The 13,110-nt window shown below is 76.8% G+C and carries 11 protein-coding genes; 3 read left to right on the top strand and 8 right to left on the bottom strand.

The annotated features are described in order from the left end of the window. Positions 1–39: 39 nt before the first annotated feature. Both dnaB and EDC03_RS12805 read right to left on the bottom strand, forming a co-directional pair. A complete protein-coding gene (gene dnaB, locus EDC03_RS12810) occupies positions 40–1,416 on the bottom strand; it encodes a replicative DNA helicase (RefSeq protein ID WP_123380620.1) in 1,377 nt (458 codons plus the stop codon). A 334-nt stretch (positions 1,417–1,750) separates the two neighbouring features. Beyond that, positions 1,751–2,443: a FadR/GntR family transcriptional regulator gene (locus EDC03_RS12805; protein WP_123380619.1), complete on the bottom strand. Its 693-nt coding sequence runs from the start codon at positions 2,441–2,443 to the stop codon at positions 1,751–1,753. 26 nt (positions 2,444–2,469) lie between these two features. Here EDC03_RS12805 and EDC03_RS12800 point away from each other — a divergent pair, with 26 nt between their 5' ends. Next, positions 2,470–3,699, top strand: coding sequence for an MFS transporter (locus EDC03_RS12800; RefSeq protein WP_123380618.1), 1,230 nt, complete (start codon positions 2,470–2,472; stop codon positions 3,697–3,699). Positions 3,700–3,743: 44 nt separating this feature from the next. Further along, positions 3,744–5,126: an MATE family efflux transporter gene (locus tag EDC03_RS12795; protein WP_123380617.1), complete on the top strand. Its 1,383-nt coding sequence runs from the start codon at positions 3,744–3,746 to the stop codon at positions 5,124–5,126. Between the two features lie 137 nt (positions 5,127–5,263). Here the strand turns inward: EDC03_RS12795 and rplI are convergent, their stop codons facing one another. The 6 genes from rplI to EDC03_RS12765 all read right to left on the bottom strand — a co-directional run bounded on the left by rplI (position 5,264) and on the right by EDC03_RS12765 (position 11,300). Beyond that, on the bottom strand, positions 5,264–5,713 hold the full coding sequence (rplI, locus tag EDC03_RS12790) for a 50S ribosomal protein L9 (protein ID WP_123380616.1): 450 nt from the start codon (positions 5,711–5,713) through the stop codon (positions 5,264–5,266). 14 nt (positions 5,714–5,727) lie between these two features. Beyond that, positions 5,728–5,964, bottom strand: a complete 237-nt coding sequence (gene rpsR / locus EDC03_RS12785; RefSeq protein ID WP_123380615.1) for a 30S ribosomal protein S18 — start codon at positions 5,962–5,964, stop codon at positions 5,728–5,730. Positions 5,965–6,134: 170 nt separating this feature from the next. Continuing rightward, positions 6,135–6,719: a single-stranded DNA-binding protein gene (locus tag EDC03_RS12780; RefSeq protein WP_123380614.1), complete on the bottom strand. Its 585-nt coding sequence runs from the start codon at positions 6,717–6,719 to the stop codon at positions 6,135–6,137. Between the two features lie 147 nt (positions 6,720–6,866). Continuing rightward, positions 6,867–7,157, bottom strand: a complete 291-nt coding sequence (gene rpsF, locus EDC03_RS12775; protein ID WP_123380613.1) for a 30S ribosomal protein S6 — start codon at positions 7,155–7,157, stop codon at positions 6,867–6,869. 165 nt (positions 7,158–7,322) lie between these two features. After that, the gene (locus EDC03_RS17655) at positions 7,323–8,948 is read right to left on the bottom strand and encodes a hypothetical protein (RefSeq protein WP_158674292.1); all 1,626 of its coding nucleotides are present in this window, start codon (positions 8,946–8,948) and stop codon (positions 7,323–7,325) included. Positions 8,949–8,981: 33 nt separating this feature from the next. Then, entirely contained in the window at positions 8,982–11,300 is a 2,319-nt protein-coding gene (locus EDC03_RS12765; protein WP_199720225.1) for a transglycosylase domain-containing protein, read from the bottom strand. 298 nt (positions 11,301–11,598) lie between these two features. Between EDC03_RS12765 and EDC03_RS12760 the strand changes: the two genes are divergently transcribed. Next, on the top strand, positions 11,599–13,059 hold the full coding sequence (locus EDC03_RS12760; protein WP_123380612.1) for an MFS transporter: 1,461 nt from the start codon (positions 11,599–11,601) through the stop codon (positions 13,057–13,059). Positions 13,060–13,110: the final 51 nt, after the last annotated feature.

Here is a 13,110-nt window from a genome sequence, read left to right as displayed (position 1 = left end):
TGACGTCTCGTGACGAACGCCACCGGCCCGGCCGTCGGGTCAGCCGCCCTGCGCCATGTCGACGAAGCGGGAGTAGTGGCCCTGGAACGCCACGGTGATGGTGTCGGTGGGCCCGTTGCGGTGCTTGGCGACGATGAGGTCGGCCTCGCCGGCGCGGGGGGACTCGCGCTCGTAGGCGTCCTCGCGGTGCAGGAGGATCACCATGTCGGCGTCCTGCTCGATGGAGCCGGACTCGCGGAGGTCGGACATGGCGGGCCGCTTGTCGGTGCGCTGCTCGGGACCACGGTTGAGCTGCGAGATGGCGATGACCGGCACCTCGAGCTCCTTGGCGAGCAGCTTGAGCGCACGGGAGAACTCCGAGACCTCCTGCTGGCGGCTCTCGACGCGCTTGCCCGAGCTCATGAGCTGCAGGTAGTCGATGACGACGAGCTTGAGCCCGTGCCGCTGCTTGAGGCGCCGGCACTTGGACCGGATCTCCATGAGCGACATGTTGGGCGAGTCGTCGATGAACAGCGGCGCCTCGCTGACCTTGCCCATGGTCCGCGCGAGCCGGGTCCAGTCCTCCTCGCGCATCGTCCCCTTGCGCATGTGCTGCAGCGAGACCGTGGCCTCGGCCGACAGCAGGCGCATGGTGATCTCGTTGCGGCTCATCTCCAGGGAGAAGACGACGGACGGCAGGCCGTTCTTGATGGACGCGGACCGTGCGATGTCGAGCCCGACGGTCGACTTGCCGATGGCGGGGCGGGCGGCGATGACGATCATCTGGCCCGCGTGGAGACCGTTCGTCAGCTGGTCGAGGTCGGCGAAGCCCGTGGGGACGCCGACCATGCCCTCGCCGCGGTGGCTCGAGGCCTCGATCTCGTCGATCGTGCCCTCGATGATGTCGGCGATGGGCAGGTAGTCCTCGCTGCTGCGCCGCTCGGTGACCTTGTAGACCTCCGCCTGCGCCGCGTCGACGATGCCGTCGACGTCCCCGCCGCCCGCCGCGTAGCCGAGCTGGACGATCCGCGTGCCGGCCTCGACGAGGCGGCGCAGGACGGCCCGCTCGCGGACGATCTCGGCGTAGTAGCCGGCGTTCGCGGCCGTCGGCACCGACGCGATGAGGGTGTGGAGGTAGGCGGCGCCGCCCACCCGGCCGAGGTCGCCCCGCCGGTTGAGCTCGGCGGCGACCGTGACGGCGTCCGCCGGCTCGCCGCGCCCGTAGAGGTCGGTGACGGCGTCGTAGATGCTCTCGTGGTCCGGGCGGTAGAAGTCGTTGCCGCGGATCACCTCGACGACGTCGGCGATGGCGTCCTTGCTCAGCATCATCCCGCCGAGGACGCCCTGCTCCGCCGCGACGTCCTGCGGGGGCTTGCGCCCCAGCTCCTCGCGCGGCGGCTCGTCGGCCACCGACCGGTCCATCTCCGCCAGGCTCATGCCCTGCCCCTCCGTCGGTCCCGCACCGGGCGACGAGCACGCCCCCGACCCCTGCGCCCGGACGGTAGGGGTGGCCACCGACGACGGTCGAACCCGTCGCCCACACCCCCTGTGCACAGCGCTGTGCACACCTGTGGAGAACGACGGCGCGCCGTCCACACGTGGTGGACAAGCCTGTGGACACCTGGGGACGTGACGCGGAGCACAGGCCCGGTGACCAGCGCCGACGTCGTGCACCGGGTGTGGACGGACATCCGACCGGCAGGTGTCCGAGGCGTGGACAGCGGGTGTCCGGGGCCGTGACGGGCCCGGCGGCGCCCGGTCCGCGCGCCGCTCAGGCGGGGAGGTCGTCGATGAGCGGCTGGAGCATCGCCGTGACGGCGGCGCGCGCCCCCGCCCCGTCGCCGTCGACGACGGCGCGCACCAGCTGCTCGTGCTCCGCGGCGTGCGGGTCGTGCTCGTGGTCGACGTCGTCGGCCAGCGTCTCGGCGTAGAGGGGGACCAGGCCGTCGTAGAGCTCGGCGAGCAGCTCGTTGTGCGTGGCCGCCACGACGGCGCGGTGCAGCGCGACGTCGGCCTCCACGCGCGCCGTGCGGTCCGCCGCCGCCCACGTGCGCGCCCGCGCGGCGAGGGCGGCCTCCAGCGCGGCGACGTCCTCCGCGTCGCGCCGGCCCGCCGCGATGGCGGAGGCGGCGCCGTCGAGCGCCGTGCGGAGCTCGAGGACGTCGCGCCGGCTGGCCCGCGTGGCCCGACGGGTGAGCGACCGCACGAGCTCGGAGCGGGCGATGACGAAGGTGCCGCGCCCCTGCTCGCGGCGCACGAGGCCGGCCTGGACGAGCGACTGGACCGCCTCGCGGACGGTGTTGCGCCCCGCGCCCACCCACCGCATGAGCTCGGCCTCCACGGGGATGCGCCGGCCGACGGGCCACTCGCCCGAGGCGATGGCCTCGTGGAAGCGCGCCGTCACCGCGTCGGTGACGCCCGGCGCCTTCCGCACCGGCGCGCCCCTACCCTGGGCCTCATTCATCCCATCATCCGATCTCTGGGGCCGACATGCCGCACACCACGGGCGCGAGGGCGCTGCCGCTCCTGGCCGTCGCCCTGACCGCGCTGAACCTACGCACCGCCGTCACGGGCTTCACCCCGCTGCTCGACGTCGTCGGCGCCGACCTCGGCTTCGGCCCCGGCCTCTACGGCGTGCTCGGCACCACGGTCACGGCGGGCTTCGCCGTCCTCGGGCTGCTGTCGGCCCCCCTCGTCCGCCGCACGGGGCTCGAGCGCGCCGTCGCGGTCGCCGTCGCGCTGACGACCGCGGGCGTGACGCTGCGGGCGCTCTCGCCGGGCACCGCCGCCCTCGTCGCGTCCACCGTCGTCGCGGTCGCGGGCATCGGGCTGTCGAACGTCCTCGTCATCCCGCTCGTCAAGCGCTACTTCTCCGACCACCTCAAGGCGGTGAGCTCCCTCTACATCGCGCTGCTGCAGGTGGGGCAGTTCGTCGCCCCGCTGCTCGCCCTGCCGGTGGCGGTGGCCGCCGGGTGGCGCTGGGCGGTGGGCCTGTGGGCCGTCCCCACGGGCGTCGCCGTCGTCCTCTGGGTCGTCGTGGCCGCCCGGGCCGCCCGGACCGACCGGGCGGACGCCGCGGGCCCGACCACCACGGCGGTCCCCGCCCCGGCCCGCCTCGAGGGGGCCTGGCGGACGCCGCTGCTGTGGTCGCTCGTCCTCATGATGGGGATGACGAGCCTCAACGTGCACGCGATCTTCACGTGGCTGCCGTCGGTGCTCGTCGACGCCGGCGCCGACCCGGCCTCGGGCGGGGCGCTGCTCGCCCTCTTCTCCGTGCTCGGGCTGCCCGCCGCCTTCGTCGTGCCGCCGCTGGCGATCCGCCTGCGCAACCCCTTCCCGGTCGTCGCCGTGTGCACGGCCCTCATGGCGGTGGGCTACGTCGGCCTCCTCGTGGCGCCCGCCGCGGGCGCCGTCGCGTGGGTGGTCGCCCTCGGCCTCGGGGTCAGCACGTTCCCGCTGTGCCTCACCCTCGTCAACGCCCGCACCCGGACGACGACGGGCTCCACCGTGCTGTCCGGCGCGATGCAGGGCCTGGGCTACGCGGTCGCGAGCATCGGCCCCCTCGGCGTGGGGCTGCTGCGCACGACGACGGACGGGTGGGGCGCCCCCTTCGCCGTGCTCTTCGTCAGCCTCGCGGTGCTCCTCGGCGCCGGCGTCGTCGCGTGCCGGCCGTCCGTGCTCGAGGACCAGGTGCGCCGCCCCGCGCTCGTCGACGCCTGAGTCCCGCGGGACGCCGTCCGCGCGGGCGGTGGCACGATCCGCCCGTGCCCGCCCGGTCCTCCCTCGGCGCCGCCGTCCGCCGGCTGGGGCCCCGCCCGCTCGACCGCGAGGTCGCCCGGCTGGCCGTGCCCGCCTTCGCGGCGCTCCTCGCCGAGCCGCTCTTCCTCCTCGCCGACTCGGCGATCGTGGGCCGGCTCGGCGTCGTCCCGCTGGCCGGGCTCGGCATCGCGGGGACCGTGCTGCTGACGGCCGTCGGCGTCTTCGTCTTCCTCGCCTACGCGACGACGGCCGCCGTCGCCCGGCAGCTGGGCGCCGGCGACGTCCCCGCGGCGCTGCGCCAGGGCGTCGACGGGCTGTGGCTGGCCGTCGGCCTCGGCGTCGTCACCGCGGCGGTGCTGTGGCCCGTCGCCCGCACCCTGTCCGTGGCCCTGGGCGCGGGCCCCGACGTCGCCGACGCGTCCGCCGCCTACCTGCGCGCCTCGCTCCCCGGCCTGCCCGCGATGCTCGTCGTCCTCGCCGCCACGGGCGTGCTCCGGGGGCTGCAGGACACCCGGACGCCGCTCGTCGTCGCGGTCTGCGGCGCGGCGGCCAACGTGCCCCTCAACCTCGTGCTCGTCCACGGCCTCGGCCCCGTGCCGGCCCTCGGCATCGCGGGCAGCGGGCTGGGGTCGTCGGTCGCGCAGCTCGGGATGGGCGTGGCCCTGGCCGTCGTCGTGGCCCGGGGCGCGCGGCGGCACGGCGTGGCGCTGCGGCCGGGCGGCGCCGGGGTGCTCCGGTCGGCCCGGGACGGCACGCCCCTGCTGCTGCGCACCCTCACGCTGCGGGCCGCCGTCGTCGTGACGACCGTGGCCGCCGCCCGCTCCGGCGACACCGCGCTGGCGGCGCACCAGGTCGTCGCCACGGTGTGGACGGCGCTGGCCCTCGGCCTCGACGCCCTGGCCATCGCCGGCCAGGCGCTCACGGGGCGCACCCTCGGCGCGGGCGACGTCGCGGGCACCCACGCGGTGCTGCGGCGCCTGCTCGGCTGGGGCGCCGTCCTCGGCGTCGTCAGCGGGCTCGTCGTCCTCCTCGGCCGCGGCGTGCTCGCCCCGCTCTTCTCGCCCGACGAGGGCGTGCGGGCCGGGATCGTCGCGGCCCTCCTCGTCGTGGCGCTGGCGCAGCCCCTGGCCGCCTACGTCTTCGTCCTCGACGGCGTCCTCATCGGCGCCGGCGACGGCCGCTACCTCGCGGCCGCGGGCGTCGTGACGCTCGCCGCCTACCTCCCGCTCGTCGGCGCCGTCGTCGTCTGGGCACCTCGCGGCACCGCCGGGCTCGTGTGGCTGTGGGCAGCCTTCGCAGGCGGCTACATGCTCGCCCGCACGGTCACGCTCGGCCGGCGCGCGCGCGGCGACGCCTGGGCCGTCACCGGGGCCGTGCGCGCCCGCTGAGCCCACCTGCCCGCTGAGCCCCGTGGGCCCGCCGAGCCCGTCGGCGGGCGGACGCCTCGACGGCGCCCGGGCCCGGCGGCCCCGGACGCACGACGCCCCCCTCGCCGGGGGCGAGGGGGGCGTCGGGGCGGACGGCGTCAGGCCGAGGGGACGACCTCGACGTCGAGGCTGGCCTGCACGTCCGGGTGGAGACGGACGGTCACCGTGTAGGTGCCGAGGGCCTTGATCGGACGGCCGATCTCGACCTTGCGGCGGTCGATGTCCTTGCCGGTCGAGGCCTGGACGGCCTCGGCGACGTCGGCCGGGGTGATGGCGCCGAAGAGGCGCCCGCCCTGGCCGGCGTTGGCGGCGAGACGCACCGGCGTCTCCTGGAGGGAGGCGCGCAGGGACTGCGCCTCCTCGACCGACGCGATCTCGCGCTTGCGGCGCGCGCGCTGGATGTCGTCGACCTGCTTCTGGCCGCCCTTGGTCCACGGCGTGGCCAGGCTGCGCGGGAGCAGGAAGTTCCGGCCGTAGCCGTCCTTGACCTCGACGACCTCCCCGGCGGAACCGAGGCCCGAGACCTCCTGGGTCAGGATGAGCTTCATCTCGTTCCCCCTCCTCAGCGGGCGGAGCTGCTGTAGGGCAGCAGCGCCATCTCGCGCGCGCTCTTGACGGCCTTGGCCACCTGACGCTGCTGCTGGACCGAGATGCCCGTCACGCGACGCGCGCGGATCTTGCCGCGGTCGGAGATGAACTTCCGCAGCAGGGCGGTGTCCTTGTAGTCGATGTAGCTGACCTTGGCCGCCTTGAGCGGGTTGGACTTCTTCTTGGGCTTGCGGATCGCCGGCTTGGCCATCGTGGAGCTCCTCGTGCTCGGAGCCCGGGCCCTGCCGAGGGCCCGGGATGGGTGTGGGGACCGGCCGGGGGCCGGTCGGGGGTGCGGACGCCCCGCGCCGACGGGGTCGTGCGGGGTCCGCGGTGGTGCGGCGGCCGGCCCGTGGGGGCCGGGCCGCCAGGTGCATCAGGTCAGAAGGGGGGCTCGTCGCTCTGGCCGCCGCCCCAGCCGCCACCACCGCCGCCGCCGGAGGACTGGCCTCCGCCGGACGCCGGGGCCGTGGCCCAGGGGTCGTCCTGCCCGTAGCCGCCGCCGGACTGGCCGCCGCCCTGCTGCTGGCCGCCGCCGTAGCCGCCGCCACCGCCCTGCTGCTGGCCGCCCCCGCCGCCGAAGCCACCGCCGCCGCCCCCGCGCTGCGTGCGCTGGGCCTTGGCCGTGGCGTAGCGGAGCGACGGGCCGACCTCGTCGGCCTGCAGCTCGTTGACGGTGCGGTTCTCGCCCTCCTTGGTCTGGTACGACCGGGAGACGAGGCGGCCGGTGACGATGACCCGCTGCCCCTTGCCGAGCGACTCGGCGACGTTCTCGGCCGCCTCGCGCCAGATCGAGCAGCGCATGAACAGCGTCTCGCCGTCCTTCCACTCGTTGCTCTGGCGGTCGAACTGCCGGGGCGTGGAGGCGACGGTGAAGTTGGCCACGGCCGCCCCCGAGGGGGTGAAGCGCAGCTCGGGGTCGGCGGTCAGGTTTCCGACCAGGGTGATCTGGGTCTCGCCTGCCATGGCTCCTCCTCAGCGGGACGTGCACTGCCCGCGCGCCGCCGGGTGGCGACGTGCAGGGCTCGGGCGGGTGGCGCGAGCGGCTCGGACGCTAGACGCGGGCACCGACGCCGCGGACGGCTCGTCCACAGGCGGTGCCCGGTCGGGGCGTCAGTGCAGCTCGGGCCGGACGAGCTTGGTCCGCAGGACCGACTCGTTGAGGTTGAGCTGGCGGTCGAGCTCCTTCGCGACGGCCGGCTCGGCCTTCATGTCGACGACGGCGTAGATGCCCTCGGCCTTCTTGTCGATCTCGTAGGCCAGGCGGCGCTTGCCCCAGATGTCGACCTTGTCGACGGAGCCACCACCGCGGCGGACGACGTCGAGGAACTTGTCCAGCGACGGGGCGACGGTGCGCTCCTCGAGGTCCGCGTCGAGGATGATCATCATCTCGTAGTGACGCATGCGAGTACCCACCTCCTCTGGTCTCAGGCGGCCACGGTCTCTCCGTGGCAGGAGGGTGTCGGCGTCACGACCTCCGCTCCGACCGGGCACGGGGCACGGCGGGACGGCGGTCGAGCGGGCCCAGGGTAGTCGACGCGGACGACGGGCCGTACCGCCCGAGGGGCGTCAGGCCCCCGTGCGGGCGGTCGCGGCGTCGTCCGGCGGGGCGGTCGCCCCGTGGCGGCCCGCACGGCCGACGGCGTCGTCGACCTCGTCGTCGGGCAGCGCCGGGTCGTCGGCGCCCGGCCCGCCCTCGACAGCGGGGCGCCGGACGACGTCCCGCCCCGGGTGGAGCGTGATGTCGACCGCCCTCAGCCCCAGGACGACGAGCGCGACGAGACGGGCCACGAGCACGACGGCGTAGCCCCACTCCGGCAGCCCCCGCTCCGGCACCTCGAGGCCGTAGAGGTACAGCCACGTCCCGGTGGCGGCCGCCGCCTCGACCACGCCCCACGCGAGGAGCAGGCGCCACCGCGGCAGCGAGAGGGCCGCCAGCGGCAGCACGACGACGGCCGCCTGCGGCGGCAGCGCCGGGGCCGTGAGGAGGACGACGAGCACGAGCAGCAGCGCCACGACGGGCAGCCGGGGCGCCCGGGGGGCGCGGAGGACGAGGAGCGCCACGGCGGCGACGCCCGCGACCGCGAGCAGGAGCGAGGTCGCCGTCGTGGCGGCGACCGACGTCGGGACGTCGAGCAGCCGGCCGAGCAGCCACACCGAGCCGTACCCGGGCCCGTTGACGACCCGGGCCGTCACGGCGCCGAGCCAGACGGAGGAGTTGTCGACGAGCACGGGCAGCCCGCCCACGACCCACACGACGAGCGCCGCGAGCGCCGTCCGCACCCCGGCGTCGACGACGACGGGCGCGGCCGGCCGCTGCTCCTCGTCGATGTCGTCGCCCGGCCCGGCGACGGCCGACGCCGCCCCGTCGTCGGCCGGCGTCGCGTCCCGGCGCCGCCGCAGCCGGACGAGGAGCAGCGCGACGACGACGACGAAGGCCGGCTGCCACAGCAGCGTGGCCAGCCCCAGGAGGACGCCGGACGTCACGGCGCGCCCGCGCGAGGTGGCCCACAGCGCCCCCACGACGAGGGCGGCCGGGAGCAGCGTCGTCCCCACGAGCGCGCAGCAGAGGACGACGGGCGACCCGGCGACGAGGAGGGCGTCCCACGGCCGGCGCCCGGCCACACGGGCGGTCGCGGCCACGAGCAGCACGAGCGCGACGGCGCCGAGCAGCACCGTGAGGTCGAAGACGTCGGTGGCCGTGGCCCCCTCCCCGGCGAGGCGGCCGAGGCCCCAGAGGAGCCAGCCCTGGCCGAAGGGGGCGTCGAGGTACGTCCCCCCCGTGCCGGGGGCGCCGAACCGCTCGAGGTAGGGCACGACCCGGTCGAGGTAGCCCGACGACCAGATGGTCGGGACGTCGCTGTAGCAGGCGTGGAGGAAGCGCTCGGGCGTGCTCCACACCGTGCCGCGGCAGTAGTCGCGCAGGACCACGGCCGCGGCGAGGACGGCGAGCCCCAGCGCGGTGCCGGCGACGAGCACCGCGCGCAGCGGGTCCCGGCCCGGGCGCGCGCGCCGGCCGGCGGGCCCCCCGACGACGGCGGACGCCGCCGCGGCGAGCGGGTCCTCCCGCGTCGGCAGGACGACGGGCGCGTCCGCGCCGTCGAGCTCGTCGGCGTCGCGGTGCCCGACGTCGGCCGCGCGGCCGGGCCGGACGGCGCGGCGGGCGCCGTCGTCGGCGGGGACCTGCGGGCTCACGCGGGCGAGTGTCGCAGCCGTCGCGCGCAGGCGTCAGCCGATCGGGGCGCCGTCGGGCTCGCGCGCCGCGGCGGGCGCGGGCGCGGCGTCCGGCTCCTCGTCGCCGGGGTCGCCCGGGTCCCCGCCGCCGGGGCCCTCGCCGCGGCCGTCGCCGCGGTCGCCCGGCTCGGTGGGCCGGGCCGGCTCGGCGGGCTCGGCCGGCTCGGTCGGCTCCGGGTCGTCCTCGGGCGTGGCGCTGGGCGACGGCGCGGGGGCCTCGGTGGTCGCCGGCGGCTCGGAGGGCGGAGGCGTCGGCTCCTCGGTCTCGCTGGGCGTCGGGGCCGGCGTCGACGCCGTCGGCTCGGGGGCCGGCGGGAGCACGGTGCGCTCCTCCTGCGGCTCGTCGTCGTCCTCGTCGTCGTCGTCCGAGGAGGAGCGGCCGTTCGTCGAGCCGACGTCGGCGCGCTCGGGGAAGTCGAGCACCTCCATGCCGTCGGTGGCGGCCTCCATGTACTCCTGCCAGATCGCGGCGGGGTAGCTGCTGCCCGTGACGGCGCGGCCGCGGTTGCCGCTGTCCCAGCGGTCCATGCCCTCGTTGTCCGTCGAGTAGATCGCGACAGCGGTCGCCAGCTGGGGCACGTAGCCGACGAACCACGCGGACTTCGCCTCGTTGGAGGTGCCCGTCTTGCCGGCCGTGGGCCGGTCGAGGTCGATGGTGCGACGGACGGAGCCGTCCTCGACGACCTGCTCGAGGGCGTAGGTGGTGTCGGCCATGACGTCCTCGTCGAAGACGCGCTCCGACGCCGGCGGACCGCCCGGGTAGACGACCTGGTCGGCCTGCCGGACCTCGGCGACGACGTGGGGCGTCGTGCGCACGCCCTGCGCCGCGAAGGTGGAGTAGGCGTGCGCCATGTCGAGCACCGTCGGCGACGCCGTGCCGAGGACGTTGGAGGGGTACGCCGGGAAGAGACCCGCCGTGGTCTCGGGGAGGCCCGCCCGCACGGCGGCGTCCGCCGTCGCCTCGGGTCCCACGTCCTCGTTGAGGCCGACGTAGACGGTGTTGGTCGACGTGACCGTCGCCTCGACGAGGTTCTGCCGCCCGTAGCTCTCGCCGCCGAAGTTGCCCGGCCCGTAGCCGTTCTCGAAGGTGGCGCTGTCGTTGCCGTTGTACCGGGTCCGCAGGCTGATCCCCTCCTCGAGCCCCGCCACGAGCGCGAACGGCTTGAAGGTCGACCCGGCCTGCATCTTGTCCTGCGTGGCCCCGTTGACCTGCCGCTGGAGGTAGTCGGCCCCGCCGTACAGGGCCTTCACCGCACCGTCGGCGGGGTCGATCGACACGAGCGAGCCGAGCACGCCCTCCGGCCGGTCCTCGACGGGGAACGCGTCCTCGTCCTCCATGGCCGCGACGGCGTCCTCCTGCATCGCGACGTCGAAGGTCGTCGTGATGGTGAGGCCGCCGCCGTCGAGCTCGTCGGCCGTGAAGGCGCCGCGCGTCGTCAGCTCGTCGCGCACCGCCTGGAGGAGGTACCCGTCGGGGCCCGCGTAGACCTCGTCCGCCTCCTGCTGCACCGTCTCCGGGAAGGCGAGGGCGTCCCGCTCGGCCTGCGTGAGGGCGCCCGTCTCGACCATGCCGCCGACGACGTAGTCCCAGCGGCGCTCGGCGGCGGCGGGGTCGACGGCCGGGTCGTAGGCCGACGGGGCCGGCACGACGCCCGCCAGCAGCGCCGCCTGCGAGGCGTCGAGCTGCTCGACGTCGACGCCGAAGTACGCCTGCGCCGCCTCCTGCACGCCGTAGGCGCCGCGGCCGAAGTAGATGGTGTTGAGGTAGTCGGTGAGGATCTGCTCCTTGTCGAGCTGCTGGTCGACCTTGAGCGCGATGAACGCCTCGCGGACCTTGCGCTCGAGGGACTGCGTGTCGTCACCGGTGTAGTAGTTCTTCACGTACTGCTGCGTGATCGTCGACCCGCCCTGCGTCGCGTTGCCGCGGAGGTTGGAGACGAAGGCGCGGGCGATGCTCGACGGCGAGACGCCCCGGTTCTCGTAGAAGCTGCGGTCCTCGGCGGCGATGACCGCCTGGCGCATCACCTCGGGGATGGCCGCCGTCTCGACGGGCGTCCGGTTGACGTCGGCGAACTGGCCGAGCTGCGTCGTCCCGTCGGAGTAGAAGACGGTCGTCGTGGCCTTCTGGCCGAGCTCGGTGGGCTCCGGGACGTCGGTGGACGCGTAGCCGTAGGCGAAGCCGGCGACGCCGAGGGCGCCGCCGACGACGACCAGCCCGCCGAGGACGAGGGCGATCCGCTTGGCGACGGAGCGGCGCGGGCGCGCGGCGCCCCCGCCCCGGGGGGCGCTCGTCGGTCGGGAGCCTGCTGCCACGGTCCTTCTTCCTCTGCGTCGTCGTGCTGCTGCGCGCGGGGCGGGTGCCCGGTGCTGCCGCGGGGTGCCGCGCCGCTGCTGCGGGGTGCCGTCGTACGGGTGCCATCGGCAGCGCCGCGGCCTCCGTGAGGGGTCGGCCGGGCGTGCCCGTCGGGCCGCGAGGTGCTGCCGTGGCGGCCGCCGGGGGCTCTACCACGGCCACCGGCCGCGAGCCAGTATGCGCGCCGACGCTGGGCGGTGCCTGGACGCCGCCGGGCCGGGCCGCCCGCCCGGCGCCCGCCGGCGCGAGGATGGGCGCGTGGACGCCCCCGCCGACGGCCCTCGTCCGGACCCGGGCGGCGGCCCCGGCGCGCCGGGCGCCGCGGGTCGCCCGGGCGCGACGACGGCGACCGCGGCCGGGGAGCGGACCTCCGGGCTCGGGGCGCTGCCGCGGCTGCTGCGGGGGCGGGGCCTGCGACGTCTGCTGCTCGTCCGCCTGCTGTCCCAGTCCGGCGACGGCGCCTTCCAGCTCGGCCTCGCCGGCCTCCTGCTCTTCGCCCCGGAGCGCGCACCCTCGGCGGGCGCCGTCGTCGCGCTCCTCGCGCTGGTCCTCCTGCCGTACACGCTCGTCGGGCCCCTCGTGGGGACGGTGCTCGACCGCTGGCCCCGGCGCTCGGTCCTCGTGCTCGCCGGAGCCCTGCGCGCCGCGGCGGTCGCGGGCACGGCGCTGCTCGTCGGGGTGGGCGGGGCCGCCCCGGGCACGGCGGGCGAGGTGCTCCTCGTGCCCGCCGTCCTCGTGTGCCTGTCCGTCAACCGCCTCGTGCTCGCCGCCCTCGGCAGCGGCCTGCCGGCGGTCGTCGAGCCGCGCGACCTCGTGCTCGCCTCCTCCGTCGTCCCGACCGTCGGGACGCTCGCGCTCGGGGCGGGTGCGGCGGCCGGCGCGGCCGTGCGCCTCGCCGGCGGCGGGGACGCCGCCGTGCTGGGGCTGGCGGCCGCCGCCGTCGTCGGCTCGGTCCTCGCCGCGCTCCGGCTGCCGGCGGGCGCCCTCGGCGGCGGGCACCTCGCCCCGACGGGCGGGGCCCCCGGGCCGGGCGCCGCGCTCGGGGCGGCGGGCCGCGACCTCCTCGACGGCCTCCGCCACCTGCGGGCACGCCCGGTGGCGGCGCGCGCCATGGCGGGGCTGGCCGCCTCCCGGGCCGCCGCGGGCGTCCTGCTCGTCCTCGTCGTCGTCGTCACGCGTACGCGGCTCACCGACCCCGGCACGCCCGCCGGTGCCGACGAGGCCCTGGCCCTCACCGGCCTGGCGCTGGGCGCGGCGTCCGGCGGGGTGGTGCTCGCCGTCGTCACGACGCCGGGCGGCGCCGCCCGCACCGGACCGGCCCGCTGGGGCGCCGGCTGCCTCGTCGTCGCCGGGCTCGCCGCCGCGGCCCTCGCCGCGGCGCTCGCGGTGCCGGCCCTCGCGCTCGGGGCGCTCGTGGCCGGAGGCCTCGTCCTCGGCGGCGCGGGGCAGGCCCTCAAGATCTGCGTCGACGCGCTCGTCCTCGGCGGCGCGGGCCCCGACCACCGGGGCCGGCTCGTGGCCGTCCACGACGCCGTCTTCAACGCCGCGACGGTGCTGGGGGCCCTGGCCGCCGCGCTCCTCCTGCCGCCGGGGCCGTCCGACGCCGCGGTGACCTCGCTCCTGCTCCCGCTCGCGGTGCTCCTGCTGTCCACCGCGGTGCTGCTCGCGCGGGTGGACGGTCGTCCGGTGGCCCCGGCGGCGGGCGCGCCGACCGCCTGACGCCCGACGACTCCGGGCAACAGGGGTTGGTCGGTCCCCACGGGGGCGTCG

It is taken from the genome of Pseudokineococcus lusitanus, assembly GCF_003751265.1.
GTDB lineage: Bacteria > Actinomycetota > Actinomycetes > Actinomycetales > Quadrisphaeraceae > Pseudokineococcus > Pseudokineococcus lusitanus.
The sequence above is the reverse complement of the archived record's forward strand: the minus strand, read 5'-3'. Positions and strand labels throughout refer to the sequence as shown.

What these genes read in the sequence shown, in the direction of transcription:
- dnaB (WP_123380620.1), bottom strand. Translation starts at nt 1,416, where the DNA reads ATGAGCCTGGCGGAGATGGACCGGTCGGTGGCCGACGAGCCGCCGCGC.
- rplI (WP_123380616.1), bottom strand. Translation starts at nt 5,713, where the DNA reads ATGAAGCTCATCCTGACCCAGGAGGTCTCGGGCCTCGGTTCCGCCGGG.
- EDC03_RS12780 (WP_123380614.1), bottom strand. Translation starts at nt 6,719, where the DNA reads ATGGCAGGCGAGACCCAGATCACCCTGGTCGGAAACCTGACCGCCGAC.
- rpsR (WP_123380615.1), bottom strand. Translation starts at nt 5,964, where the DNA reads ATGGCCAAGCCGGCGATCCGCAAGCCCAAGAAGAAGTCCAACCCGCTC.
- EDC03_RS12805 (WP_123380619.1), bottom strand. Translation starts at nt 2,443, where the DNA reads ATGAATGAGGCCCAGGGTAGGGGCGCGCCGGTGCGGAAGGCGCCGGGC.
- rpsF (WP_123380613.1), bottom strand. Translation starts at nt 7,157, where the DNA reads ATGCGTCACTACGAGATGATGATCATCCTCGACGCGGACCTCGAGGAG.
- EDC03_RS12800 (WP_123380618.1), top strand. Translation starts at nt 2,470, where the DNA reads ATGCCGCACACCACGGGCGCGAGGGCGCTGCCGCTCCTGGCCGTCGCC.